The organism is Halocola ammonii, from assembly GCF_049334165.1.
GTDB lineage: Bacteria > Bacteroidota > Bacteroidia > Flavobacteriales_D > Sanyastnellaceae > JBEGHD01.
In genome coordinates this window covers 104,326-129,039 of record NZ_JBEGHD010000006.1, presented here as the reverse complement: position 1 = coordinate 129,039, position 24,714 = coordinate 104,326, and the positions used below count along the sequence as shown (strand labels likewise).

General features: G+C 45.7%; 20 protein-coding genes. 6 read left to right on the top strand and 14 right to left on the bottom strand.

Going from position 1 to position 24,714, the window contains the following annotated elements; all coding sequences use genetic code 11:
• Nucleotides 1-120 precede the first annotated feature (120 nt).
• Entirely contained in the window at nt 121-1,395 is a 1,275-nt protein-coding gene (gene glyA, locus ABHV44_RS07880; protein ID WP_459074127.1) for a serine hydroxymethyltransferase, read from the top strand.
• Nucleotides 1,396-1,405: 10 nt separating this feature from the next.
• On the opposite strand, the gene ABHV44_RS07875 is transcribed toward glyA, so the two are convergent.
• From ABHV44_RS07875 to fahA, 6 genes are all read right to left on the bottom strand, one after another.
• Entirely contained in the window at nt 1,406-2,992 is a 1,587-nt protein-coding gene (locus ABHV44_RS07875; protein ID WP_459074126.1) for an OstA-like protein, read from the bottom strand.
• A 37-nt stretch (nt 2,993-3,029) separates the two neighbouring features.
• The gene (locus tag ABHV44_RS07870; RefSeq protein WP_459074207.1) at nt 3,030-4,310 is read right to left on the bottom strand and encodes an adenylosuccinate synthase; all 1,281 of its coding nucleotides are present in this window, start codon (nt 4,308-4,310) and stop codon (nt 3,030-3,032) included.
• Nucleotides 4,311-4,314: 4 nt separating this feature from the next.
• Nucleotides 4,315-4,668 (bottom strand): STAS domain-containing protein, encoded by a 354-nt coding sequence (locus ABHV44_RS07865; RefSeq protein WP_459074125.1) that lies wholly within the window; start codon nt 4,666-4,668, stop codon nt 4,315-4,317.
• The gene (locus ABHV44_RS07860) at nt 4,668-5,120 is read right to left on the bottom strand and encodes a Fur family transcriptional regulator (RefSeq protein WP_459074124.1); all 453 of its coding nucleotides are present in this window, start codon (nt 5,118-5,120) and stop codon (nt 4,668-4,670) included. Before ABHV44_RS07860 ends, ABHV44_RS07865 begins: the two co-directional genes overlap by 1 nt.
• Before the next feature lie 81 nt (nt 5,121-5,201).
• Nucleotides 5,202-7,427: a RelA/SpoT family protein gene (locus ABHV44_RS07855; protein ID WP_459074123.1), complete on the bottom strand. Its 2,226-nt coding sequence runs from the start codon at nt 7,425-7,427 to the stop codon at nt 5,202-5,204.
• A gap of 58 nt (nt 7,428-7,485) precedes the next feature.
• Nucleotides 7,486-8,757, bottom strand: a complete 1,272-nt coding sequence (gene fahA, locus ABHV44_RS07850; RefSeq protein WP_459074122.1) for a fumarylacetoacetase — start codon at nt 8,755-8,757, stop codon at nt 7,486-7,488.
• 90 nt (nt 8,758-8,847) lie between these two features.
• Between fahA and ABHV44_RS07845 the strand changes: the two genes are divergently transcribed.
• Nucleotides 8,848-9,429: a DUF5819 family protein gene (locus tag ABHV44_RS07845; RefSeq protein WP_459074121.1), complete on the top strand. Its 582-nt coding sequence runs from the start codon at nt 8,848-8,850 to the stop codon at nt 9,427-9,429.
• Nucleotides 9,426-10,307: an HTTM domain-containing protein gene (locus ABHV44_RS07840; RefSeq protein WP_459074120.1), complete on the top strand. Its 882-nt coding sequence runs from the start codon at nt 9,426-9,428 to the stop codon at nt 10,305-10,307. Before ABHV44_RS07845 ends, ABHV44_RS07840 begins: the two co-directional genes overlap by 4 nt.
• Nucleotides 10,308-10,340: 33 nt before the next feature.
• Here the strand turns inward: ABHV44_RS07840 and ABHV44_RS07835 are convergent, their stop codons facing one another.
• The 5 genes from ABHV44_RS07835 to ABHV44_RS07815 all read right to left on the bottom strand — a co-directional run bounded on the left by ABHV44_RS07835 (nt 10,341) and on the right by ABHV44_RS07815 (nt 17,542).
• A complete protein-coding gene (locus tag ABHV44_RS07835) occupies nt 10,341-11,150 on the bottom strand; it encodes a peptidase associated/transthyretin-like domain-containing protein (RefSeq protein ID WP_459074119.1) in 810 nt (269 codons plus the stop codon).
• A 184-nt stretch (nt 11,151-11,334) separates the two neighbouring features.
• Nucleotides 11,335-14,235 carry a TonB-dependent receptor gene (locus ABHV44_RS07830; protein ID WP_459074118.1) on the bottom strand — a complete coding sequence of 967 codons (2,901 nt, stop codon included), beginning with the start codon at nt 14,233-14,235 and terminating at the stop codon, nt 11,335-11,337.
• 110 nt (nt 14,236-14,345) lie between these two features.
• Nucleotides 14,346-15,623: a hypothetical protein gene (locus ABHV44_RS07825; protein WP_459074117.1), complete on the bottom strand. Its 1,278-nt coding sequence runs from the start codon at nt 15,621-15,623 to the stop codon at nt 14,346-14,348.
• Between the two features lie 144 nt (nt 15,624-15,767).
• Entirely contained in the window at nt 15,768-16,379 is a 612-nt protein-coding gene (locus ABHV44_RS07820; protein WP_459074116.1) for a ribonuclease HII, read from the bottom strand.
• Between the two features lie 23 nt (nt 16,380-16,402).
• Nucleotides 16,403-17,542: a glycosyltransferase family 4 protein gene (locus tag ABHV44_RS07815; RefSeq protein ID WP_459074115.1), complete on the bottom strand. Its 1,140-nt coding sequence runs from the start codon at nt 17,540-17,542 to the stop codon at nt 16,403-16,405.
• 105 nt (nt 17,543-17,647) lie between these two features.
• Here ABHV44_RS07815 and ABHV44_RS07810 point away from each other — a divergent pair, with 105 nt between their 5' ends.
• From ABHV44_RS07810 to ABHV44_RS07800, 3 genes are all read left to right on the top strand, one after another.
• Nucleotides 17,648-19,099 (top strand): oligosaccharide flippase family protein, encoded by a 1,452-nt coding sequence (locus tag ABHV44_RS07810; RefSeq protein WP_459074114.1) that lies wholly within the window; start codon nt 17,648-17,650, stop codon nt 19,097-19,099.
• 69 nt (nt 19,100-19,168) lie between these two features.
• Nucleotides 19,169-20,194, top strand: a complete 1,026-nt coding sequence (locus ABHV44_RS07805) for a hypothetical protein (RefSeq protein WP_459074113.1) — start codon at nt 19,169-19,171, stop codon at nt 20,192-20,194.
• A gap of 4 nt (nt 20,195-20,198) precedes the next feature.
• Nucleotides 20,199-21,668, top strand: coding sequence for an O-antigen ligase family protein (locus tag ABHV44_RS07800; RefSeq protein WP_459074112.1), 1,470 nt, complete (start codon nt 20,199-20,201; stop codon nt 21,666-21,668).
• Here ABHV44_RS07800 and ABHV44_RS07795 read toward each other — a convergent pair.
• From ABHV44_RS07795 to efp, 3 genes are all read right to left on the bottom strand, one after another.
• Nucleotides 21,648-22,880, bottom strand: a complete 1,233-nt coding sequence (locus ABHV44_RS07795; protein ID WP_459074111.1) for a PP2C family protein-serine/threonine phosphatase — start codon at nt 22,878-22,880, stop codon at nt 21,648-21,650. The genes ABHV44_RS07800 and ABHV44_RS07795 overlap by 21 nt on opposite strands.
• An 8-nt stretch (nt 22,881-22,888) precedes the next feature.
• The gene (locus ABHV44_RS07790) at nt 22,889-23,818 is read right to left on the bottom strand and encodes a UDP-3-O-(3-hydroxymyristoyl)glucosamine N-acyltransferase (protein ID WP_459074110.1); all 930 of its coding nucleotides are present in this window, start codon (nt 23,816-23,818) and stop codon (nt 22,889-22,891) included.
• Between the two features lie 287 nt (nt 23,819-24,105).
• The gene (gene efp / locus ABHV44_RS07785) at nt 24,106-24,672 is read right to left on the bottom strand and encodes an elongation factor P (RefSeq protein ID WP_459074109.1); all 567 of its coding nucleotides are present in this window, start codon (nt 24,670-24,672) and stop codon (nt 24,106-24,108) included.
• Between the last annotated feature and the right edge of the window lie 42 nt (nt 24,673-24,714).

The window sequence follows — 24,714 nt, the reverse complement described above, 5'->3', positions numbered from 1 at the left end:
ATCTGTGCGAAGTTAGTCGGTCAGCCACAAGCACAAAAGACAGGTCCTAAAAATGTTTGAACTGAAGTGGGATAATTTTTTGCAATCGCTAACTTGCAACCTCCAAAACAAGTGTTAACCATGAAGAGAGACAACGCGATTTTCGACCTGATAGAAAAAGAAAAGATTCGACAAAAAGAAGGCATTGAACTCATTGCCTCAGAAAATTTTGTGAGCCAGCAGGTGCTGGACGCAATGGGATCGGAACTCACCAATAAGTATGCAGAAGGACTTCCGTTCAAACGCTACTACGGTGGTTGCGAAGTGGTAGACCAGGTGGAGCAATTGTGTATAGACCGGGTGAAAGAACTCTTCGGTGCAGAATGGGCCAATGTGCAACCGCACTCTGGAGCCAACGCCAACTCGGCCGTGATGCTTGCGGTGCTCAAGCCGGGGGACAAAATTCTCGGGTTTGACCTTTCTCATGGTGGTCACCTCACTCATGGTTCTCCAGTAAACTACTCCGGTAAACTTTATCAACCTGCTTTTTATGGAGTCGAAGAAGAAACCGGAAAAATCGACATGGATAAAGTCGCTGTAAAGGCAAGAGAAGAAAAGCCAAAGATGATCATTTGCGGAGCATCTGCTTATTCCAGAGACTGGGACTACAAGCGTTTCCGGGAAATTGCGGATGAAGTGGGCGCCATCTTGCTGGCGGATATCAGTCACCCAGCGGGGCTAATCGCTACGGGCTTGCTCAAAGACCCTTTAAAACATTGCCACGTGGTGACCTCCACTACCCACAAAACCCTTCGTGGACCGCGAGGCGGAATCATCATGATGGGTGAAGATTTCGAAAATCCATGGGGCATTAAAACTCCAAAAGGGGCTGTCCGCAAAATGTCTTCGCTTCTCGATAGCGGGGTTTTTCCGGGAATGCAAGGCGGGCCGCTCGAGCACGTAATTGCAGCTAAGGCCGTGGCTTTCGGAGAAGCTCTCTCTCCGCAATTTAAGGTTTATCAGGAACAAGTGATCGCAAACGCCAAGGTGATGGCAGAAGAGTTCGTAAAACGCGGCTACAAGGTCATCTCCGGAGGCACCGACAATCACTCAATGCTCATCGATCTCCGCTCAAAAGACCTGACCGGCAAAGCTGCCGAAGCGGCCCTCGGAAAAGCCGACATCACGGTCAACAAAAACATGGTTCCATTTGACGATAAGTCTCCTTTTGTAACTTCTGGAATGCGCCTGGGAACTCCGGCCATTACTACTCGCGGAGTGAAAGAAGATACCATTCGAGAAATTGTGAGAATGATGGATGATGTGCTGAGCGATCATGAAAATGAGTCGCGCATTGCAGAGATTAAAAAAGAGGTGAAAGAGTTGATGTCTCCGATGCCGCTCTTTGCCTGGTAAAGTCTAAGGATCACTCCTCTTTTCTTGCTGCAGAATCTTCGATGGTCACTTCGGGAGTTTTCCGAAAAATGTCCGATCGGTTCACCGGCCTTGCCTGAGCATTCCATACGAATCCTTCGAGCGTGAGGTCATCTGGTGCGATTTTGGAATTTGGATAGAATCCTCCTGAGGGCTGTTCAATCCAGGTTACTTTCTTGATCTCGTTGCTGTCGACAAGAATGCGGATTTCGCTGCAGTCCTGGCGAAACATCCCGAGTAGTTCTTTTTGTTCAGTTTCTTTCTCCTCCTCTATTGGAAAGTAAAGTGTTTGTCCGTTACCCACCACAAGCATTTCGTACAGCTCGTTGTTTCGAAAAAATCCCGTAATCGACCGACCCTTAATTTGATTGTAGCGTTGGGGAAGTGCTTCCGAGATGATCAATCCAGCCTGGTCGACAAACATTTGATCGACATCTCCGTCTTTCATTTTCAGATCAATTCGCTTACCACTAATCTGATTGTCCGAAGACCAAATCATCGGCTTGTCGTACATCACCAAAAGTGAGTCGGCTTCGGAGTAGCTCAGTGAATCGCATTTTCCCTGCAAATCGGGTTTGTAAAAACGAACTCCGTGATATGCCAAAATGATGTTCTTCTTCAGTGAATCGCGGTAGGAAAAAAGCGTGTCGGCATGCAGAAAAAGAGAGTCTTTCTCAAATGCCTGAACCAGTTGCGCCCTGTCGGTGACTAACGCTTCATCGTTCTCTTCATCGTATTTCCCGTAGTTACCAAGGATCAAAAAGTTGTTGGTCGTGTCGCGGATCGAAACATTCTCAAAGACCTCTCCGAATCCTGTGCTTCCGTTGTAAAAAATGCTGTCACCTTTAAGAATGTTGGTCTCAGAATGGATTCTCGCATTTTCGTTGAACTGGCAAACTTCGGTTTTGGTGTCGTACCAGCCGTTTTCACAGTAGATTTCCGTTCCTTCAGAAACAATGGTTGTAGGCCCAAAAAAGTAAGCGACTTCCGTTTGCGTTTGATAACGCAAAGTATCGGAGTTCACTTTGTACTCTGGGTTGGTTAGCACCACATCCTTACGAAAGAGCATCGCCTTTTCATTGGCAATGTAAAAGCCCTCCCGACTTACGAGCACGTTGTCGTTTTCTTTGCTGCGAAGCGTTCCTCCATCGAAGTAGCTCGCCTCTTCCCTGTCCATGTCGTAGTTAAGCACTTCAGTAGTCAGCGTCATGTCGCTATCCACCATGCGGATGTTTTGTCGAAGCTTGGCCAACTTGCTCTCGGCCTCTACAAAAAGCCTGTCGCCATAGATATGAAGTGTGTCCGCCTGATTGATATGTACTCTGCTGAAAGCATCAAAATCGCCATTTTTAAACCGATAGGCGCTGTCGCAGGTCATCACCACGTCCTTGTACTTTAGCTTCACGTTTCCCAGTAGCTTTTGAGCTCCGGGAGTTCCTTTCAAGGGCACCCCACGATCGGCATTAATCAGCTTAATCACTTTGCGCTCGCCCTGCTGGTCTTGTGCAAAACCAGAGTTGACAGACAACATTCCGCAAGCGAAAAGAATGAGTGCAGAAATGATGCGGATAGCCTTCATAAATTTAAATCTGAATGGAATGGCCTACCAACGAAAATCAGGCCATAACATTTTGCCGCTGGATCGTTTGAGTACGGTCCGGACCAACAGACACAATTGTAATTGGCGTCTCAAGTTCCTTTTCTAAATACTCCACGTAGTTGGTGAGCTCTTTGGGAAGATCATCATAAGATTTCATCCCTGTCAAATCCTCCTTCCATCCAGGCAGTTCCTGGTAGATTGGCTCGAGCAACTCTGGAGAGATGTCGTAAGGCATGTGGTCGATTTTTTCGCCTTTGTATTTGTAATGCGTGCAAACTTTGATCGATGAAAACTCGCTGAGCACATCAGCTTTGGTCATATTGAGTTGAGTCACTCCATTGACCATGATGGCATATTTGAGAGCGGGTAAATCTATCCAGCCGCATCTTCTCGGGCGTCCAGTGGTAGCTCCGAACTCACCACCTTGTTTTCTGATTTTTTCACCTACCTCATCGTGAAGCTCGGTTGGGAAAGGCCCACTACCCACCCTCGTGCAGTAGGCTTTAAAAATACCTATCACTTCTCCAATGTTGTTTGGCGCCACTCCGAGACCGGTGCAAGCTCCGGCAGCAGTAGTATTAGAAGAAGTCACAAACGGATAAGATCCAAAGTCGATATCGAGCAAAGCTCCTTGAGCACCTTCGGCAAGCACCGATTTTCCGGCTTTCATCTCACCATTCACAAAATGCTCACTGTCGATAACGTTGAGTGACTTCAGTAACTCCACTCCTTCAAACCATTCTGGTTGCAGGCCATCGAGGTCGTAGTCGTAATTTTGATTGCTCAAAATGCGCTTGTGTTTCTCAACCAGTGCGTTATATTTTTCTTCGAAATTCGGCTCAAAGATGTCTCCCACACGGAGTCCATTTCTTCCTGTTTTATCCATGTAAGCCGGACCGATTCCCTTCAGTGTTGAACCAATCTTTTCTTTTCCTTTAGCGGCTTCACTTGCCGCATCGAGAATGCGATGTGTTGGGATAATAAGGTGCGCTTTGCGCGAGATGCGCAGGGTTTTGTTCACATCGACCTTCATTTCACGAAGCTTGTCGATTTCTTTTTTGAAAATCACCGGGTCTATCACCACACCGTTGCCTACAACGTTGATCACACCTGGGTGAAAAATTCCCGATGGAATAGTGTGCAACACGTGCTTTATGTTGTTAAATTCAAGCGTGTGACCCGCGTTGGGCCCACCTTGAAAACGGGCAATGATGTCGTACTTGGGGGTGAGTACGTCAACGATCTTACCTTTACCTTCGTCACCCCACTGTAGTCCGAGGAGAACATCCACTTTCATATGCTTATTCATTAGCTTTGATAGCGGCAACACCTTCATCGATGCTTTCGCGAATGGTTAATACCGAATTGAGTTTTATTATCTTGAGTAATTCCTGAATTTTTTCCGGGACGGCCACAAACACGAGATTCCCCTTGCTCTGGTTGACCCTGTTCACCATCTTCACAAGTTCATTAATTCCACTGCTGTTGATATACTCCAGATCCTTGAAATCAAAAATGAAGCTCTTTTCACCTTCATCCAAAAGTTCGTGAAACTCATTGACAAGTTGCCTGTCATCAGAACTGTCAATGAAACTTCCCTTAAAATGAAAAACCCTGCAGTTAGCTACAGTGTCGGAGTGAAATGAAAATGGCATTAGGTGTTTTCTTTATTGGATTTCTTGTGGCCGTAGAAATTGAGCGAATGGTGCAAAATTTCGATTCCAAAAATTTCTTCGAGAGTTGACTTTATGTTTTGAATCCTGGGATCGCAAAACTCCAGCACATCACCCGAGTCGGTGAGGATGATGTGGTCGTGCTGGTGATTCTCATGTGCCTTTTCAAACTGAGCCAGATTTTTTCCAAACTGGTGTTTTCTCACGAGGTTGCACGCCAGCAAAAGATCGATGGTGTTGTAGAGCGTGGCTCTCGAAACGCGATACTTCTTGTTCTTCATGTTGATGTAGAGCGACTCGATGTCGAAATGACCATCGTAGTCGTAAATTTCCTGAAGTATTGCGAATCGCTCAGGAGTCTTCCTGTGCCTGTTCTTTTCCAGGTAGGCTGAGAAAATTTCCTTGACTTTTTCCTGTGTTTCTTTTTTTGACATGTGCCCGTTAAAACGACAGACAAAAATACTAAGAACTAACCGAACCCTAAAACAGGGAAATAGCTGTCCTTTTCTGTCTGACTATTCTATAAAATCACTTTCCAATCTGTCAACAGTAAGAACCCCTTCAACGTTTTTGAGTTTTTGAATTACGTTGTAAAGATGGTCGGTGTCATCCACCAGCACTGTCACTTTACCGTCAAAAATTCCATCGTTACTCTCGAAACTGATCGACTTCATATTTACGTGAAGGTCGCTTGAAATAATGTTGGTGATTTTATTTACAAGGCCGACATCATCAATTCCGGTAAACTTCATTCCCGCCTCAAACTGAACCCGATCTTTGCTTGCCCAGCGCGCTTTGATGACACGATAAGCGTAGTTGCTCATGAGTTCTGTAGCGTTGGGGCAATTGGTACGATGGATTTTCATTCCATCGCTAACGGTGATGAAGCCAAAAACGTCATCACCGGGAATTGGGTGACAGCACGAAGCGAGCGTGTAGTCCATTTTCTGCTCATCATCTCCAATCAGCAGCATGTCGCCTTTGCCCGGCATCGGTGTTATGACCTTTTCCCTGGTCGACTTTTTCTTCGGTTCAACCTCCGGCTCTTCCTTATCGAAAGAAATCATACCGTTTTCAACACTGTGGCCTTTGAGCTTCTTTAAATCTATTTTTCCAGTAGCTATCTGAAAATAGAGGTCAAGAGTAGAAGGCATTTTGTAGTGCTTCTCAACGGCAGTGATGTTCTCGCTGTTCATAGTCACCTTGAGGTGATTAAACTTCCGCTCGAGCATTTCTTTTCCCTCGCTGGCTACTTTCTTCTGATCTTCTTTTAGCGCGTGCTTGATCTTTTGGCGTGCTCTGGCAGTCACCACAAAGTCCAGCCATCCCTCTTTCGGCTTTTGCTTTTTGGAAGTGATGATTTCGATCTGATCACCGCTCTTCAACTCGTGACTTAGTGGTACAAGCCTGTGGTTCACTTTTGCACCAATGCATGAGTGCCCCACTTGAGTGTGAATATTGAAGGCAAAATCGAGTGCAGTGGCTCCTTTCGGCAGCGTCTTCAAGTCACCATCAGGAGTGAAGACATAAATTTCTTTGGAGAACAGGTTGAGCTTGAAATTGTCGATAAAGTCCAGCGCGTTGTCACTATCGCTCTCCAGCACTTCGCGAATTTGAGAGAGCCAGTTGTCGAGATTGCTTTCGCTGTTATCTTCTCCGTCCTTGTATTTCCAGTGAGCAGCGAAGCCTTTTTCTGCAACTTCATCCATTCGCTCTGAGCGAATTTGAACCTCCACCCATTTACCAGTAGGACTCATCACCGTGGTGTGAAGCGACTCATAGCCGTTGGCCTTAGGAGTCGAAATCCAATCGCGAAGTCGATCCGGATTAGGTTGATAGTGATCCGTGACTATTGAATAAGCATTCCAGGCATCGGCTTTTTCTCGCTCCATCGGAGAATCGAGAATAATTCGGATAGCAAACACATCGTAAATCTCTTCGAACTTCACGCCTTTCTTGGCAATCTTATTCCAGATTGAGAAAATTGATTTCGTGCGACCTTTAATCTCAAATTTCAGCCCGGCTTTCTCGAGGTCTCTGCGAATGGGAAGCATGAACTTATTCACGAATCGCGTTCTCACGGCTTGCGTCTTTTTAAGCTTCGCCAAAATCTCAGCATAATCCTCAGGCTCTTTGTATTTCAGTGCCAGATCTTCAAGCTCGGTTTTGATGTTGTACAGTCCGAGCCTGTGAGCCAGAGGAGCGTACATAAAAAGCGTTTCCGAAGCAATCTTCAACTGCTTTTCTCTCGCCATTGAGTCGAGCGTGCGCATATTGTGCAACCTGTCGGCTAGCTTGATCAAAATCACCCTCACATCGTCAGAAAGAGTGAGAAGCATTTTTCTGAAATTCTCAGCCTGGGCCGATGAGGAGTGATCAAAGACACCGGAAATTTTGGTGAGCCCATCAATGATCTGACGTTCTTTCACGCCAAACAAATCCTCGATGTCTTCCAGAGAAATGTAGGTGTCTTCAACTGTGTCGTGCAAGAGGGCACAAACTATCGAGATGGTGTCGAGGCCAATTTCTTCGGCTACGATGCGCGCAACAGCGATCGGGTGGTAGATGTATGGCTCGCCCGATTTTCTGCGCATATCCTTGTGCGCTTCCAGGGCGATGTCGAATGCCTTGCGAATGCGTTTCTTATCGCTGCGAGACTTAGAGCGCTGCGCGGCTCTCAACAAACCACGGTAGCGCCTGCGCAACTCCCTGTTCTCTTGTTCTGTGTCTACACCTACCATTACTTTTCCCGACCTTTAGTTAGTGTCTGAATACTAAGCCCCCTATAATCGAAGATAACTAACGAGCCGGTAAAATCTTGGTTTTCACCTCACCAAATCCAACACGAACGTTGTTTTTGGTTGCGAAACCACGCATAATCACGGTGTCGTTGTCCTGGATAAACTTACGCTCAGTCCCGTCAGAAAGCTTAATTGGGTTAGAACCTCTCCAGGTCAGCTCGAGCATTGAGCCGTAAGAAGTTTTGTCTTTACCGCTAATCGTACCGCTGGCCATCATATCACCAACTCTCACGTTGCAGCCGTTCACTGTATGGTGCGCGAGCTGTTGATTCATGTTCCAGTACATGTATTTGAAATTCGACTGGCACACGCGGTTTTCATCTCCTCCATCGGGTTGGATGTAGGTTTCCAGATTGATGTCGTAGTTTTTATCCCCTTCGTACTCGAGGTATGGAAGCACTTTTGGGTCTTGCTTTGGCCCTGGAGTTCTGAATGGCTCAAGCGCATCTAGTGTCACGATCCATGGAGAAATTGAGGAAGCAAAGCTCTTCGCGAGAAATGGCCCGAGAGGCACGTATTCCCATTTTTGCATGTCGCGGGCAGACCAGTCATTGAACAGTACCATTCCAAAAATGTGGTCGTCTGCCTCTGCTGTAGAAATGCTATCTCCGAGAGGTTTTCCTTCAAAAGTGATAAAAGCTGTTTCGAGCTCGAAATCCAGCAATTTTGTTGGACCGAAAACAGGTGGCTTTTCAGGATCGGGGCGAGTTTGTCCTTTCGGGCGGTGCACCGGAACACCGGATACGATAATCGAGGAAGCTCTCCCGTGATAACCTACCGGAATGTGTTTCCAGTTTGGTAACAGCGCGTTATCCGGATCGCGAAACATAGTTCCCACATTGGTCGCATGCTCTTCGCTACTGTAAAAGTCAGTGTAATCACCAACCTCCACCGGCATGAGCATTTCAACTTCGCTCTGGTTGTGAAGTGCCTGGCTCACATGATGCTCCTTACTTTGTAATTCGTTGTTATCTGCATTCAGCAAGTTCGAAATTTCATTTCTAAGCTCCCTTGTCGCTTGTTTGCCATATTTCATCATTCTATTGAGAGATGAGCTGGCAAAGTCATCGATGTTGAAAGGAAGGTTTTTGAGGTACCCGAGCACATGAAGCGACTTGAGGTCCAACACCTTATCACCGATGGCCACACCTACACGTGGGCCTTCGTTTTCGGTCTTAAAAATTCCAAAAGGCAGGTTTTGGATTGGAAAGTCGCTGTTCTCGGGTACGTCTACCCATGATTTTAAACTTGGATCGTTTGCTGATATCATTGAATCTGTTTTTTTAGCAAAATTAATTTATCCCGGCAAATATGTAACTTTGAAAAAGCTTTATCAACCTCAGTGTAAATCACACGTTTCTTGAAGAAAAGTTCATCTGAAAAACGCATTTGGTTTTACCGCCTCCTGACCCTTGGAGCAGGCGGCTTTTTTGTGCTGCATTTTGTCCTGATCACTGTCTTCTGCTTGCCTCATGAGTGGATCAATCCCAAGGCTTACCACATCAGCCAGCAGTATTCGTTGCCACTATTCTATCAGGGTTGGGAGCTGTTTGCACCGAATATTAAAACCACTGAACCCACAATCCACTATCGTCATTGGAATGAAGAGTCGGGTTGGAGCGACTGGGTTTCACCCTATGAACTGAAAGGAAGAACAAGCAAGCCCCTCTTTTATGTTCCCAAGAAAATGACCACAAAAGTCCAGAGCGATTTTAGTAAGAGACTCTATTACGAGGATGGTGAGCCAAAATTTGACGCGGTGATGAATACCCGGAGGTTCTTCCACATTTGGCGCTACATCGCCCAACACCATAAGTTGGAGTCGGATGGAGCCAGGGCGGACAGCCTGCAACTCAAGTTTCATTTTCGAAAAATTGCTCCCCCAGGAGAAGAAGGCGATGAACGCACTTTTGTTTTACCGGCAATCAGCACTAATCCATGAGTTGGAAAGGGAAACTTTTTGACAAATTAGATGCAATTGGTGAGTCCAATTACAAGCCGATAGCGACCTGGATTTTCTCCAGACTGGTCTACCTCTGGATGATTGCTTTTTGGCTTTACCATTGGAATGACTTTCAAATCATGTATGGTGAGGATGCACTTATTACAACTAACAGCGGACGTCCTGGGTTTATCGTGAACAAAGCCTACTTTCTATCTTATCACCCTGGTTGGGCTCAGGCCATTCTGTGGGTTCACCTGGTAGCTTGTGTACTATCTATGTGGGAGCGAATTTCCTACTTTCCACGGATTGTAGTTTACCTAACTATGATGATGTTTTACTTCGGTGCGCACTATTCAGTCAACGCAGGATTTTTGGTAATTATGCTGTTTTCGGCCTACCTGATTGTGGTCAACTTGCGCTATCGAAATCGAATTCTGGTGATGCTCTCAAACTTTGGCGTGTGGGCTTGCATGGTACAGGTTTGTTTAATCTATTTTATTGCCGCTCTTGCAAAATGGCGCGGTGACCAATGGCTCGATGGCACAGCTATGTACTATTCGCTGAGTCTCGACATGTACGGAGACCACCCAATTGCTGAATTCCTGCTTCAATACCCGGCAATTACAGCCGCGATGACTTACCTGGGACTAGCCTACCAAACGCTCGTTCCAATTTTTATTTGGATAAAGCCTACCAAAAGAGTTTTCCTTTTGATGGGACTCGGCTTCCATCTTTTCATTGCGGTAGTGATGAGCCTTTACTTCTTCTCTGCAGCTATGACGTTGGGCTACATTCTCTTTGCAAGGAGAGATACGCTGAGGGCTTTTGCTGAGAGAATCCCCAGATTTGCTCAAGGAATTCGTCTGTTGCAATAATTCAAGAGAAAGAAATTAAATCTTCAAACAGTTTTAAAAAGGTCTAACAGTTAATCCAACGGCCAGATTCCAATATTCCACTTCAAATCCTTTTAGTGGGTGCCATTCGTTATGGCTAAAAAGAAAAGTCAGTTCCTCATAAATTTTGGTAGTGGCAGGAGCTGCCGGACTTTGCCACATTCGGTACTCCTCATCCTTTGAGAAAAGCGAAACTCCTAGAAAGACACCTTCCCTAGGGAGCTGAATTCCGTATTCCTGGATGTCCAGTCTAAATTCATTTCTTCTATTCTCATAATGAATTTCCTTTTCAAAAATCAGTTCCCCAGGATTACCTTTTTCATTAACTGAAAAGAGAAAGACTGTGAATCGATCACCTTTCCTGAGACGATTAAATGGAATTATTATCTCCTCTACTATTTGCCTTCTTTGATTAGTTGAGGTTACAAGAACTGCTGTAATGTAATTGGTACCGACAAATGAATGATCTGAGGAAGCCAAGTCATGATACCCAATTTCATAAGTCTCATACTCACCTTTCACCACAGCTTCATCGAGCTGCACTTGAGATGGAGCGAGAAAGAACGTGTCGCGGACAGAATAGGTTTTCAAAGTCTTCGGGTGGTAACCAATGCACGTCACGCGGTATTCTTCCTCAGTGAGAAGCTCACGAGGAAAACTGCCGTCAACGTGAGAATAAAACCCCGATGTATCACCGGCAATGGTTGCAAACGAAATTGGCTCCCTGGTAGTCGAGTCGCAGACAAAAATCAATTCCGACTGAGCTTTGAGACACCAAGAACTGAAAACAAAAAGGCAAACTAAAACGGGAGTGTAGATTTTCATGGTTAAGCCAATTCTCAAACGGTCTTCTCAAACATAAGGGAAGCCAAAGAAAAACCCGTGTTTTGAATTCTAAAGTTTGCTAAAATCGAGTAAAGCAAAAAGCCGGCTCACATCTGAACCGGCTTTCACTTGGGGGAAATGTATGATGCCTTTTAAGAAGACATCTCTTGCAGTGTACTATTCTTTAAAACTTGTGGCTAATACCCAAACTTACGGCAACCCCAGGGTTGAAGCTTGTAAATATTTGCTCTTGCGCTTCGTACGACTGATAGAAAATCTCTCTTCTATCGTTGAGTAGGTTTGAAGCATTAAAATCAATGCTCGTGTTTCCTTCTTCACCCAATGTTTTTCTGAAGCTCACATTCAAGCTGTGAAATGGCTCCTGGTAGATATCTGGGAACAGACCCGAACCTACGATGTGGAGAGTAGGCCCTTTTACATTGTAGTAAATTCCGGCATCGATTCCATTTTCGGTATTGCCATAGGAAAGTCCACCGTTGATTACCCATGGAGCCTGGCCAGCCATCTGACGTGAGTCATCAATTGTTTGGCCGTCTTTTTCATAAGTCAGGCGTGCATTGAACTCAGTGAGCGTCATGTCGATTTGTGATTCCACGAGTGTGAGGTTTCCAGACACACTGAAGTTTTCGAGTTTCGGAGAAAGGAATTCCAATGTTTTTCTGACTTCGAACTCAACTCCATATAGACTTCCGTCTCCTACGTTTCGCGGCTGATACTCTGTGCTGGTCTGTTGCTCCGGGATACGAACCAACTCAATTGGATTATCAAATGTTTTGTAGAAAGCACTCACAGAAAAGAGTTGTCCTCTTTCCTGGAAAAGCTCCCAACGCAAGTCGAAGTTGTCGATTCTTGTAGAAGTGAGGTTTCCATCCCATGAACCTTCGTAGGCAAACAAGGCACCGTTGAAGAATCTGTTTGTGATAGGATCGAGGATCTGTGCAAAAGACAACTCCTTAAAAGAAGGACGCGCAATCGTGCGAGAGTAAGAACCTCTCAGGTTTTGCATCTCGTTGAGTTCAAAAATGGCAATGGCTGATGGAAAGAAGTCGAGTGACTCAAGTACTTTATCATTGACCAGGTTTTGACCATCAGGATTACCTTGAGCAAAATTTTGATCGCGTCCGGTGTGTCGTTGCACGTAGTTCTCAACTCTAAGTCCAACAATTGTATTCAAGCGATCGAAAGGCTCAAACTCGTTAGAAACGTATGCTCCTGTGTTGTGAACATTACTTTCGTAGGCATTCGGATTAGGCGAGGCATTCTGACTTTGATAATAGACTGAGTTCGGAGTATTTGGATACAAGTTCTCTGGATCAAGAACCTCAGAAGGATGAGGATTTGGCCAATCCTGATTGGTGTTGAACTGAATGTCGTAGGCCAAAATTTCATAGTCCCTTTGCTTGTATGTATGACTCGCTCCGAATTTCAGTTTCGCATCCTTTTCAAGCAACTTGTACTCTTTGGTCACATCAATTTTGGCAGTAGCGTTCAGCTCTATTAGTGATCGCCAGATGCGAGATGGGTTACCACCAGCTCCAGCGATAAATGAAGTATCTACCTGGGTTTGCGTAAATGCTGTTTTACGAATATCTGGATCGTCTCCGGTCGAAATTGTTGGGGAAAGTCGCCAATCGATTTCCCAACCTGATTCGTCCAAATAATGTGTTCCGTTAATCAAAAGATTGTTCAGCGAACGTTCGTTGTACTCCAGGTTATGCGACTCGGCAAAATATCCAGATTGGCCCACTGCAGAACCACTGTTATCTATCTGGAAAATACCTGCACGACTCGTTCCGCTTTGCAGACGCATAGCCGTCAAACGATATTTTGAGTTTCTGGTTTTGTAGGCCAATCCTCCAAGAATTCCACCAAGTACACTCCGTTCACCAAGCTCTCCTTCCTGCACAGTAGCGTAGACAAGCTCGGTCTCATCTGAGGAAATTGGTTTTTGATATTCACCATACTTCACATCATCGTAGTAGCGATAATCAGTTTTGTAAGTAAGTGCAAAGACGTATCCGAGCTTTGGTTGATAGCCTGTTTCGCCTTCCTCACCTTTGCTGATATCAATCTGATTTCCGAAAGAAACACCAGCACTGAAATCCATTAGACTTGTCTGGCGCTCTGCAGCCAATTGCGGACTAAACCTTCTTACAAAATTATTCACCTGCTGAGGTTCAGAGTTCAACGGAGTTGGAATATTAGCACCTCCGGCTCCCGCTGGCAATGCTCTCGTACCATCGTCAAAACCCAGAAAGTCCGTTGCCCCCCCTTCATAAGCCAGGTAGTCTGAGTTGAAATGCATACTAGGATTGTACCCAATTCCTGCATTCACATTAAGGAACTTTTCATCTGGAAAACTTTTTGTTTCGATGTTCAATAATCCTCCGGTAAAGTCAGCCGGCATGTCGGCAGTGAAGTTTTTGTTGACTGTAATGTTGTCTATAAGACTTGTGGGGAAGATGTCCATTTGGATGGTGTTCTTGTCTGGATCCAGACCCGGAACATCCACTCCGTTCAATGTAGTTTTTGAGTAGCGATCGCCAAGTCCTCTGACGTAAACGTATTTCCCTCCTTCTATAGAAACACCGGTTACTCTCTTCGCAGCTTCAACAGCGGTTCCATCACCAGTCATTGCCATTTTCTCGGATGAAATACCGTCCATCATAACAACGGACTTACGCTTCACAGTCATCAGAGCTTCTTCCGATTTCCGGGTAGCTTCGGCCGTAACAACAGCAGCTTCTAGCTGCTGGCTGCTCACTTTGAGCCGAATACGCGAAAGCGTAGTCGTTTCTCCAGCATCTACCTCAACACCTTCGACAGTGAGGGTTTGAAAAGATATAAAAGACACTTTCAAATTGTATACACCAGGCTCCACCTTTATGGAAAAATTTCCGTCCAAATCGGTGTAGGATCCGTTGGAGGTACCCTCTATCATAACTGTGGCTCCAATGATAGGCTGACCATTGGAGTCTTCGATGACAGTTCCATTGATCGTTCCTTTTTGCGCTTGAGCAAAAATTGCTGACAGAACAAAAAAAGCAGTCGCTAAAAACCTCATTTTAATTGAGTTGAAAATTGTTAGGTTAAATAGAAAAGCAGACTTGCGGATTTTCCACAAGTCTGCTGTATTGGATTTGTATTGAAACTTTGTTTTCAGTTTTCTACAATTTACTGGAACACTCCAGCTTGCTGGGCCCACGTCCAACCATTAAACACAGAGACATCAGCCTGGCCTGAACCACCTGCAGAAATTCCCGCTGGAGCTGGACCATTGATGTAATCACCAAGGTCTGCAGCCGGAACATCGAGCAATACATTTGAGAAAGTAACACCGCTTACAGTAGTAAGGTCTACGTTGTCATCTTCTGATACCTGTTGACCTGACTCCAAGATGTTTGTGATAAAAATATTTTCGAGATCAACGATTGAATTATCATCAACATTGATAAGGTCTTCAGAATTGTTGCCATCAGCTGAAGCGTAAACTGTACCGTTCATGATAGTGTGACCTGCTTGCATTGATCCTTCAGGACCATCGAGCTCAAAGCAGTGACCTGTCACTCCTGACACAACAAAATTATCTACGGTTCCTGCCCAAGACTGGTCAGTGTCAAGACCATCATCACCACAGTTCCAGACTACAATGTTTGAAGCATTCACAGTTCCACCGAACCATTCAACACCGTCATCCTGGTTTGCCACTACTTCGATGTTTTCAACAACAGTTCCAGTACCTACACCTCCAAGAGTGAGACCGTTGATTTCGTTTCCTGCACCGATGTTAGAACCACCGTGACGAATAGAAATGTGGCGCAGAACACCAGAGTTGTCTCCTGGTTCGTTTCCACCGTAAAGACCGTTTTGGTCAGAAGTTGGAATACCTTCGATCTGAACTTCGCTCACATCATCTCCTGCTTCATTAGAAGCAGAGATTGGCGCTTTACCGAGAACGATAAGTCCACCCCAGTAACCACGAGTGTTAGCATCCAGGTTTGGGCTTGCAAAGTCACCACCAGCAACTTGCTCAGGAGTGATCTCATCTGCAATAGTAGTAAAGATGATCGGCAAATCCGGGTCACCATCAGCCATCAATTTGCCACCTCTGGCAATCAAGAGAGCTGTAGCATTTGGACCTGCACCAGCTTGACCTTTAATGATAGTACCAGGATTAATTGTGAGAGTAGCACCGTCAAGTACTGTGATACGTCCACCGAGGATGTAAACATTATCGCTTGTCCACTCAGTGTCAGAAGAAATATTTGAAGTCACCAAAACTTCACCTTCTTCTGGCTCTGGGTAAACGCAAGAACCGTCATCTTCTTCGGCATCTGCGTTGTAGTTAGTAGCAGTTGGATCTGTACAGCCTTCTTCCTTAGCGCAAGATGTTGCAAGTACAGCAAAGGCTCCAAATACTGTAGCTAAGATTAGATTACTTTTGAGTTTCATCGTTTGAGAGAATTTGATTTAAAATTTCTTTTGAGTTTTGAATTCGCTTGCAAAGCAATAGCAGAATCATCAACGCAGGGTTAGTTCACAATTAACGCTAATTGAATATTGTGTTAACTCAATGTTTCCAAACTCCGAAACCTTCTACTGGCAGTCGAATCCGAGCTTTAGCTGACGAGGTAAAAGCTGAAAACTCTTTCTGTGAATAGCACATGGACCGTGCTCCTCTATGGCTTTTCGATGTGTTTTGGTGGGATAACCCTTGTGGGTAGGGAATGAATAAACCGGATAACTTTCGTGGTACTTTTCCATGATCTCATCGCGGTGAGTTTTGGCTAGAATTGAAGCCGCAGCGATCGAAAGAAATTTTGAATCGCCTTTGATGATGCATTCGTAGTCGAGCTCCTTGTAAGGGTTAAACCGGTTTCCATCAATTAAGAGCAACTCTGGCGAATTGCTCAGCTGATCGATGGCGCGGTGCATGGCCAGAAACGAGGCGTTGAGAATGTTGATCTCATCAATTTCTTCTGGCGACACAATGCCTACACCCCAGCTCACTGCCTTCTTTTCGATTTCTTTTCGTAGTCTGTTGCGGTCGTTCAACGATACCTGCTTGGAGTCGTTTAGCGCGCTAAACCGAACGCGTGGTGGTAAAATTACAGCTGCCGCAACCACCGGACCTGCAAGGCATCCACGGCCCGCTTCATCGCAACCGGCTTCGAGTTTTCCTTTCGTGTAAAATCGCTTTAAAGACATTTTTGCAAAGATAAAACAGAGATCTAAAGAAGCCTTTTTTGCCTGGCGAGTTTCTCCACACTTCCCCAAAGCTTTTTAGCCGTGAGATCCCAGCTAAATTGTTTCACACGTTCGCTTCCTTTTTGAATTAACTCTTTGCGCAGGGCTTCGTCCGTTGCGATTTTTTTCATCGTCTCGGCAATGGAGTTCACATCAAATGGATCTACCAACAAAGCGGCATCTCCGGCTACCTCCGGCATGCTCGTTACATTAGAGGTGATCACCGGAACTCCACATTTGAAGCCTTCCAAAATGGGAATGCCAAAACCTTCGAAGTAAGGAACGTAAACCACCGACAAGGCACCGGCAGTGGCAACCTTCAATTCATCGGCACTGAGCCTGCCGCTAAACATCACTCTTTCGGAAAATTCCATCGACTCGAAAACTGATTTCATATCAGCGTTCCAATAATACTTTTCACCCACAATCACCAGCCGGATGTCTTCTCTGGAATTTTTTGAAAACTGATCGAATGCTTTGAAAAGTCGAGAGATATTTTTCCGCGGATGCAGCGAACCTACAAAAACGAAGTAGCGTTTTCCTTCTGCAAATTTCTTTCTGGACTCCTCTTGCTGACTTTCAGAAATCGGAGCAAAACTTTCGTTAACTCCGTTGTAGGCCACGTCAATCTTTGATGGTGAAATGCCGTACTGCTTTTCGATATCGCTCTTGCTAAACTCTGAGACAGTAACTAGCCGATCGGCCTTTCGAGCGTATTTCGGAAACATCGTTCTGTAAAACATCCGAATGTGAAAAGGCAAGTCGGCCGGGTAGTGTTCGAAGTTTAGATCGTGGATTACCGATAGAGTCGGCTCTTTAGTACGCAACGAAACGTATCCATCTGGCGAGAGAAAAAGATCACAGCCGAGGGCTTTCAACGCATTTTTCACACTGAACTCAAACCAGTAAACAAAAGCCAGCGGGTGCCTGGCTTTGGGAGTGAGTACCACCGGGTAAACATTGTCAGCAAAGACAAACTCCTCGCTGTAGGGTCGGTCGAAAAAGAAGAAAAAATCATGCTCGGGATGTTGCTTCACGATCCGCTTCATGGTTTCGAAAGTGAACCAACCGATTCCATCCAGCTTTCCTGAAATCAACAACCGCGTATTTACTCCAATTTTCACTTTACTTCGATGGTATTCTGATGAAACGGTGGGCGAAGTTAAGGGATTCCGCCACAACTGAGGAATGATTATCTTGCGCCACGATTTTTCGATCCACCGCGCGCTATGCAAAGAAGGTTTGTTTTCAACCTCATATTACTTCTGCTGCTCAATCTACTGGTGAAGCCTTTCTATATCTTTTTCATAGATATGGAAATTCTCGAGCGTGTGGGTGCCGAAGTTTACGGTAACTACTTCGCGCTGATCAATTTCTCTTTCATTCTCAACATCATTCTCGATATGGGAATGACCAACTTCAACACCCGTCACATCTCGCAAAATGAGCACTTGCTGCGAAAACACTTTTCCGGGATGCTGTCGCTCAGGGCAATTCTTTTCATTTTGTACCTGATTGCCGTGCTGGTTTTTGGCTTTTCTTTTGGCTACTCCACCGAGCAACTCGAGATTTTGGTCGTACTCGCCTTTAACCAGGGACTCGTTGCCACCATTCTATTTCTGCGATCAAACCTCACGGCACTGCAGCTTTTTAAGCAAGACAGCCTGGTTTCGATTCTAGATAGATTGCTGCTCATCGGCATGATGGGAGCTCTGCTTTGGGGTGGAGTCACAAGCGAGCCGTTTCAGATCGAATGGTTCATCTACGGACAAACGATCGCCTATTTTTTAACGGCTCTTTTCGTTCTGATTTTGGTAGTTCGCCAAACAGGAAAACTGCGTCCACGGATCGAACCGATCTTTTCGAGGGTCATTTTAAAACAAAGCATTCCCTACGCTCTGCTCACTCTTTTTATGATGGTGCACTACAAAACCGATGGTGTGATGCTCGAGCGAATGCTCGACAACGGAACGCTGCAAGCCGGGATTTACGCCTCGGGATATCGGTTTTTCGAGGCCGCCAACATGGTCGGTTATCTCTTTGCTGTTTTGCTCTTGCCGATGTTCTCCAGGGCGCTCAAAGAAAAGGATGACGTGGGTCCGCTGGTGGCCCTTTCGTTTAAGCTGCTTTTCAGTGGTGCTTTTATTTTGGCTGTTGTTTGCTTCATTTTCGATAAAGAAATTCTCAGTCTGAGGTTTTCAAAACACCTCGATGAAGCTGCTCCGGTTTTTGGACTCTTGATGTTCAGTTTCCTCGCCTACAGCCTCTCCTACATTTTTGGTTCGCTGCTCACAGCCAGTGGAAAGCTGAAATGGCTCAACATCCTGGCCTTTTCGGCAATGGCGCTGAATATTATCATGAACTTTTTTCTCATCCCCACGCAAATGGCCTACGGCTCGGCACTGGCGAGTTTGGTCACGCAGGCATTGGTTCTTGCTGTTCAAATTGGACTGATGCTGCACGCCTTCAAGTTCCGGCCGAATTGGGGGCTTTTATTGCGCACAGCTTTCTTCGTCATCTTGGTGATAACTACCGCCTGGAGCACGGCAATAATTAACTGGAAATGGCAGTTAGAGTTTGTATTTGTGACTGGCGCAGGGCTGCTTTTCGCAATTTTGACTGGCATGCTCAGCGTGAAGCGCTTTTTCGCTTTGATAAAACAGCGCCAACAAGAGAATTAGCAAAGTAAACCTACAACTAACATCCGTGGGACAAATCACTATTTTTGCCCCAAAATTTTTTTTGAGTAGATGAATTCAGAATCCCCTTCAGAAAACAACACGCACCTAAAGTCCAACAGCCTTTTGGTGTTTCTTTTTCGCAAGTCAAAAATCATCATCGTAGTCTGTGTGATAGCCGCTATTATCTCGGTAATCGCTTCGCTGATGATCCAGGAAAAATATCGCTCTTCAGTGAGGATGTTTGCCGCAGCAACCAACTCTATCGGTCGATCTTTTATGAAAGAAGACAACCGTGAAGATTTGATGGAACTCGGAGAAACAGAGCAGGCAGAGCAGCTCTTGCAGCTCGTCAATTCACACGAGGTTCAGGAGTTTGTGATCCGCAAATACGATCTCTTTGAGCACTACAACATCGACCCGTCTCAGAAAGGAGCCAATAGCCTCATGAGCAAAGCTTACAATGAAAACATCAGCTCGAATCTCACTAAGTTTGGTTCTGTTGAAGTGGAAGTTTTGGATGCCAGTCCAGACACAGCCATGCTCATTGCCAACGACATTGCCGCTATGGTGGACACTGTGAGCAATAGGTTGAAAAATGAGCGAGCTCAGCAAGCACTCGACATGGCCGAAGCGGAGTATCAAAAGCTGCTTCTCGAGATCAAAGAAATGGAAGCGGAGATGAGTGAGCTGCGAGAGCTGGGAATCTTCGACTACGTGACTCAAATCGAAGGGATGAACGAGCAATACGCCACAGCACTTAGCGAAGGCCGGACCACTCAGGCAAAAAACATCAAAGAAGAAATGCAGGAAATTGCCAAGTACGGAAGTGAGTACCAACGTCTTGAAACTTTAATTGAGTCAGCTTACGAACGTGAGGCCATTCTAAAAGGAAACTACGAGCTGCTCAAGATCGATGTGGCCTCAACAATCCCAGCCAAATTTGTGGTAAACCGCGGACAGGTTCCCGATAAAAAAGCGTACCCGGTTCGCTGGCTAATTGTGGTGATGTCTGTGGTTTCAGCGTTTGTGTTCACCGTGATTCTCTTGCTTGTTTTCGAGAATTTTCAGCGAATGAAACGCGAAGGGCTGCTGTAACTCTATGCTGAATCTCACTGCAAAACAACGAACCAACTGGCTTTATGCGCTCGGGCTTTTGTTTGCCCTGGCCAACGGGGTTTTTATTGCGCTGGAGTTTTACTACTTCGCGCTGTTACCGCTCGTAATGCTGGTTTTATGGGCGGCTTTCATGCGGCTCGATTTGTTGCTTTTGTTTGTCGTTTTCAGCACTCCCCTGTCGTTGAATCTGGAGGAGCTTGATTTGGGTCATCTCGACATCGGCTTCTACCTGCCCACAGAGCCGCTGCTTTTTGGCATCCTGATTCTTTTCATTTTTAAGTTACTCTACGGAAAGTCCATAGACCCGAAGATTTTCAAGCACCCTGTCTCACTGGCGATCTATGGCTATTTGACCTGGATGTTTTTGACCTGCATCACGAGCACCATGCCACTGGTTTCATTCAAATTTTTGTTGTCCAAGATGTGGTTCATAGCAGCCTTCTACTTTTTGGCCGTGCACATTTTTAAAAATCCAATTCACATACGTAGGTACTTTGTGCTCTACCTCATCCCGCTGACCGGAGTGATCATTTATACCATCATCCACCACTCGCAATACGGATTCGACATGGACGCGGGCCACTGGGTGATGTCGCCATTTTTTAAGGATCACACATCTTATGGCGCTGTGCTGGCCATGTTTCTACCTCCGGCTATCGGACTGTCCTTTATGAATAAATTCTCGCCACTGCTTCGCTTTTTTCTACTCTCGGCAGTGGCTATTTTGGTCGTGGGAATCATTCTTTCCTACACACGGGCGGCCTGGGTGAGCCTGGCAGCAGTAGCTGCTCTTTACGTTCTGATGGTGTTGAGAGTACGCTTGAATCTCATTTTGGTGGTGACTTTTGTGAGTGGTTTTCTTATTTGGAACTATCAGGAACAACTGCTAATTGAATTGAAAAGAAACTCCTCGGAGTCTTCGGACGAACTTGCCGAACACGTGGAGTCGATTTCGAATGTAACTTCAGACAACTCCAACCTGGAGCGCCTCAACCGTTGGGATGCTGCCATATCGATGTTTAAAGAAAAACCAGTTTTCGGATTTGGTCCCGGCACTTATCAGTTTCAGTATGCGCCCTACCAGAAATCTGAAAACCTCACGTGGATCAGTACCAACAATGCCGATGGAGGAAATGCACACAGTGAATATCTTGGGCCGCTGGCCGAAACGGGTTTCATGGGAACGATCACTGTTTTGATTCTATGCTACGTAGTGCTGCACCTTGGTTTCAGGCTTTTCTTCACTGTGAAAAATCCGAAGTGGCGAATCGTTGTCGTATCTACTTTCCTGGGCTGGGTAACTTACATCATTCACGGAACGCTCAACAACTATTTGGACACAGACAAAGCATCGATCCCATTCTGGGGCTTCATTGCCATTTTGGTCGCCATCGACCTTTACCACAAAGAAGAAGAAAAGGACGGTCCGGCTTTAGAAAATCCGGCAGCTTAGAATCGCTGTGTCATCAAAGTATGGCTGACTCTCACGGAAGTCGTCAATTTCACGCATGATTTTCTTGTTTAGGTCTAAAGGTGACAGCTCGTGAGCTTTTCGCAAAATATTTATCAAGCGTTTCATGCCGTATTCCTCGCGATTGTCATTCTCCATTTCCACCAGTCCATCGGTGTAGCACATCACTGTAGAGTTTGGTTTCACGGTGATCTCACCGAGGTTAACTTGTGGAATCTCATCGAACATGCCGAGACCATAAGTTCCGAGACTCAACAGCTCGATATCTCCCGACTCATCAGTCAGTACCGGTGGATTATGCCCGCAGTTCACGTATTTCAGCTTTCGGGTTTTCAGGTTGTAGATGCACACGAAAAAAGTGATAAACTTTTCTCCTCGAGCGCTCGACATCACGCGCTCGTTAAGCTCCTGAATGAGCTCGAGCATGTTTGGCTGGCGATAAGAAAAAAGTGCTCTAAGATTAGCCTGAAAGTTCGACATCAGAAAAGCCGCAGAAACTCCCTTTCCGGATACATCTGCCATGCACATCATGATTTCTTCATCGTTGAGCTGAAGAAAGTCGTAGTAATCTCCGCCAACCTGTTGGTGAGGTTTGTAAACTGCCGAGACCTTGTAAGCTTCGTGCTCGGGAAATTCTTTGGGCAGCAGCAACGACTGCATTTCGGCAGCCAGTTCGAGCTCCTTGTTGATGCGCTCCTGAACCAAACTCTGCTCGATAAATTTCTTGTTGCGAATGGCCACGATAATGATGTTCGTCAAAGTTTGAATGAACTTCATGTGTTTGATCACCGGACTCATTCGGATTTCATCTTCTCCCAAATCGCCAACCATGAGGTAAGCGAGTGGCACTTCATCGTGATGCACAGGAATGACTACATCGAAAGACTCAGTTTGGCCTCCTGAAGTAAGGTTAAGCGAGATCGATTCTGATTGATTAAAAAAAGATTCATCCTTGATATCGCGAATTTCACCAGCTACACCCACCTTTAGGATGCAGGTCCAATTACCCATTTCCTCAGCGAAGAGGATGACCTTTTCGATGCCCAGCCGATTGACGAGCACATTGCGATAAAGATCGAGCAGTTCTTCAACATCGAGATTCTTGTTGATAGCCTGCGTAATTTCCAAAAGGGCATTGAGCTTATAACCTTTTAATTCGAGCTTTTTAGTGAGTCGCAGCAGGCGTGAAGACATGGTGGAGCTTATTTCAGTTTTTCGATAATCTTCGGCAATTTACGGATCATGGCGATTTCTTTAAACTTTTCGCGCACCTCTCCTGCCGGACTACCAAAGTAGGTTTTATTTGGTTCAAGTGATTTTGTGAGTCCGCTCTGCCCTAGAACAACCGCGTTTTCTCCGATGCGTAAATCGCTGGGAACGCCAACCTGACCCCAGAGCGTTACGTTGTCTTCGATCCAAACACAACCGGAAACGCCAACCTGAGCCGCAAAGAGACAGTTTTTTCCAATTTCGCTATCGTGGCCGATGTGCACGTGGTTATCGAATTTGCAGCCATCTCCAATAATGGTGTCGCCAGTAACTCCGCGGTCGACAGTGGTGCAAGCACCGAGCTCCACTTTGTTGCCAATCACCACTCTTCCGCAAGTGTGCATGCGGTCGTATTCTTTTCCTTTCTTCTTGTAGTAAAAAGCATTGGCCCCAATCACGGCATTCGCATGAATAATCACATCGTCACCAATCACCGTGTCGTCATAAATAACAACTCCGGAATGGATAATGCAGCGCTTTCCAATTTTCACTTTGGGTCCGATTACTGCCCTCGGATGCACGATTGTGTCCTCTCCGATCTCAGCGGACTCGTCCTGTTCTTCCGTCCACGGAGTAAAGGGGTTGAACTTTTTGGTGAGCTTGTTGAAATCGTCAAATGGATGTTTTGAAACGAGCAATCCCTTTCCCTCAGGGCAATCCACTTCTTTGTCGATCAAGATAGTGGTAGCGGCTGATTGCAACGCCTTGTCATAATATTTTGGATGGTCCACAAAAACCAGATCTCCGGGCACCACCTTGTGGATTTCGTTGATTCCTGAGACTTCGTGGTTGGGGTCACCAACATACTCGCAACCGAGCATTTCAGCAATTTCAGCGAGTGTTTTGGATGGGGATAGTTTCATTTTCCTACTTCAGATTTGTGAACGAAATTAACCAATTGACTGCATATAAAAAATGCTCCCGATAGGTGTCGGAAGCATTTTTTAGAGATTTGTTTTGAAGTCGCCTTTTTTGAATTTGCCATGGTTAGCAAACTCTTTCCCTGTGTCTCGACTCCGCTCGACAACCGGCTTGCCCGCAGGCAACTGGCTGGTGCGGTGGGAGTTTCTCGAGCGGAGTCGAGAGACCTTTGAAAAAAGCATTAAAATTCAAGCAGGAAAGCACCAAGCTAATGGGTTGGCCATTGAAATTATTTCTTCAATCGCTCTGAGTATTCTTTCGTTCTTGTGTCGACTTTAATCATGTCCCCGGTGTTAATGAACAGCGGCACACGCACTTCTACTCCAGTATCGATAGTCGCTGGCTTTAGAGTGTTTGTGGCTGTGTCACCCTTCACACCTGGCTCGGTATAAGTCACTTCTGCTTCCACAAAATGTGGCACCTCGCAGCTCAGCACTTGCTCCTCTTCAGCATGGAAAACGATGCTGCAAATCAGCTCTGGCTTCAAAAATTCCGGAGAGTCAATCAGGTGTTCCTGAATGTTGATCTGCTCGAAATTCTCAGTGTTCATAAAGTGATAGCCGGTGTCGTCTTTATAGAGAAACTGGTATTCGCGTGTTTCGATTCGCACCGGGTCGATTTTGTGTCCTGCAGAAAAAGTCTTGTCGAGTACTTTTCCGTTGTTCAGGTTTTTGATTTTGGTTCTGACAAATGCAGGACCTTTACCTGGTTTCACATGCTGAAATTCTATCACCTGGAACAGGTCGTTGTCCATCTTGATGCACAGCCCGTTTCTGATATCTGAAGTAGTTGCCATAATTTTTCTAATCGGTTTGCTGACAAAAATAAATGAAATGCC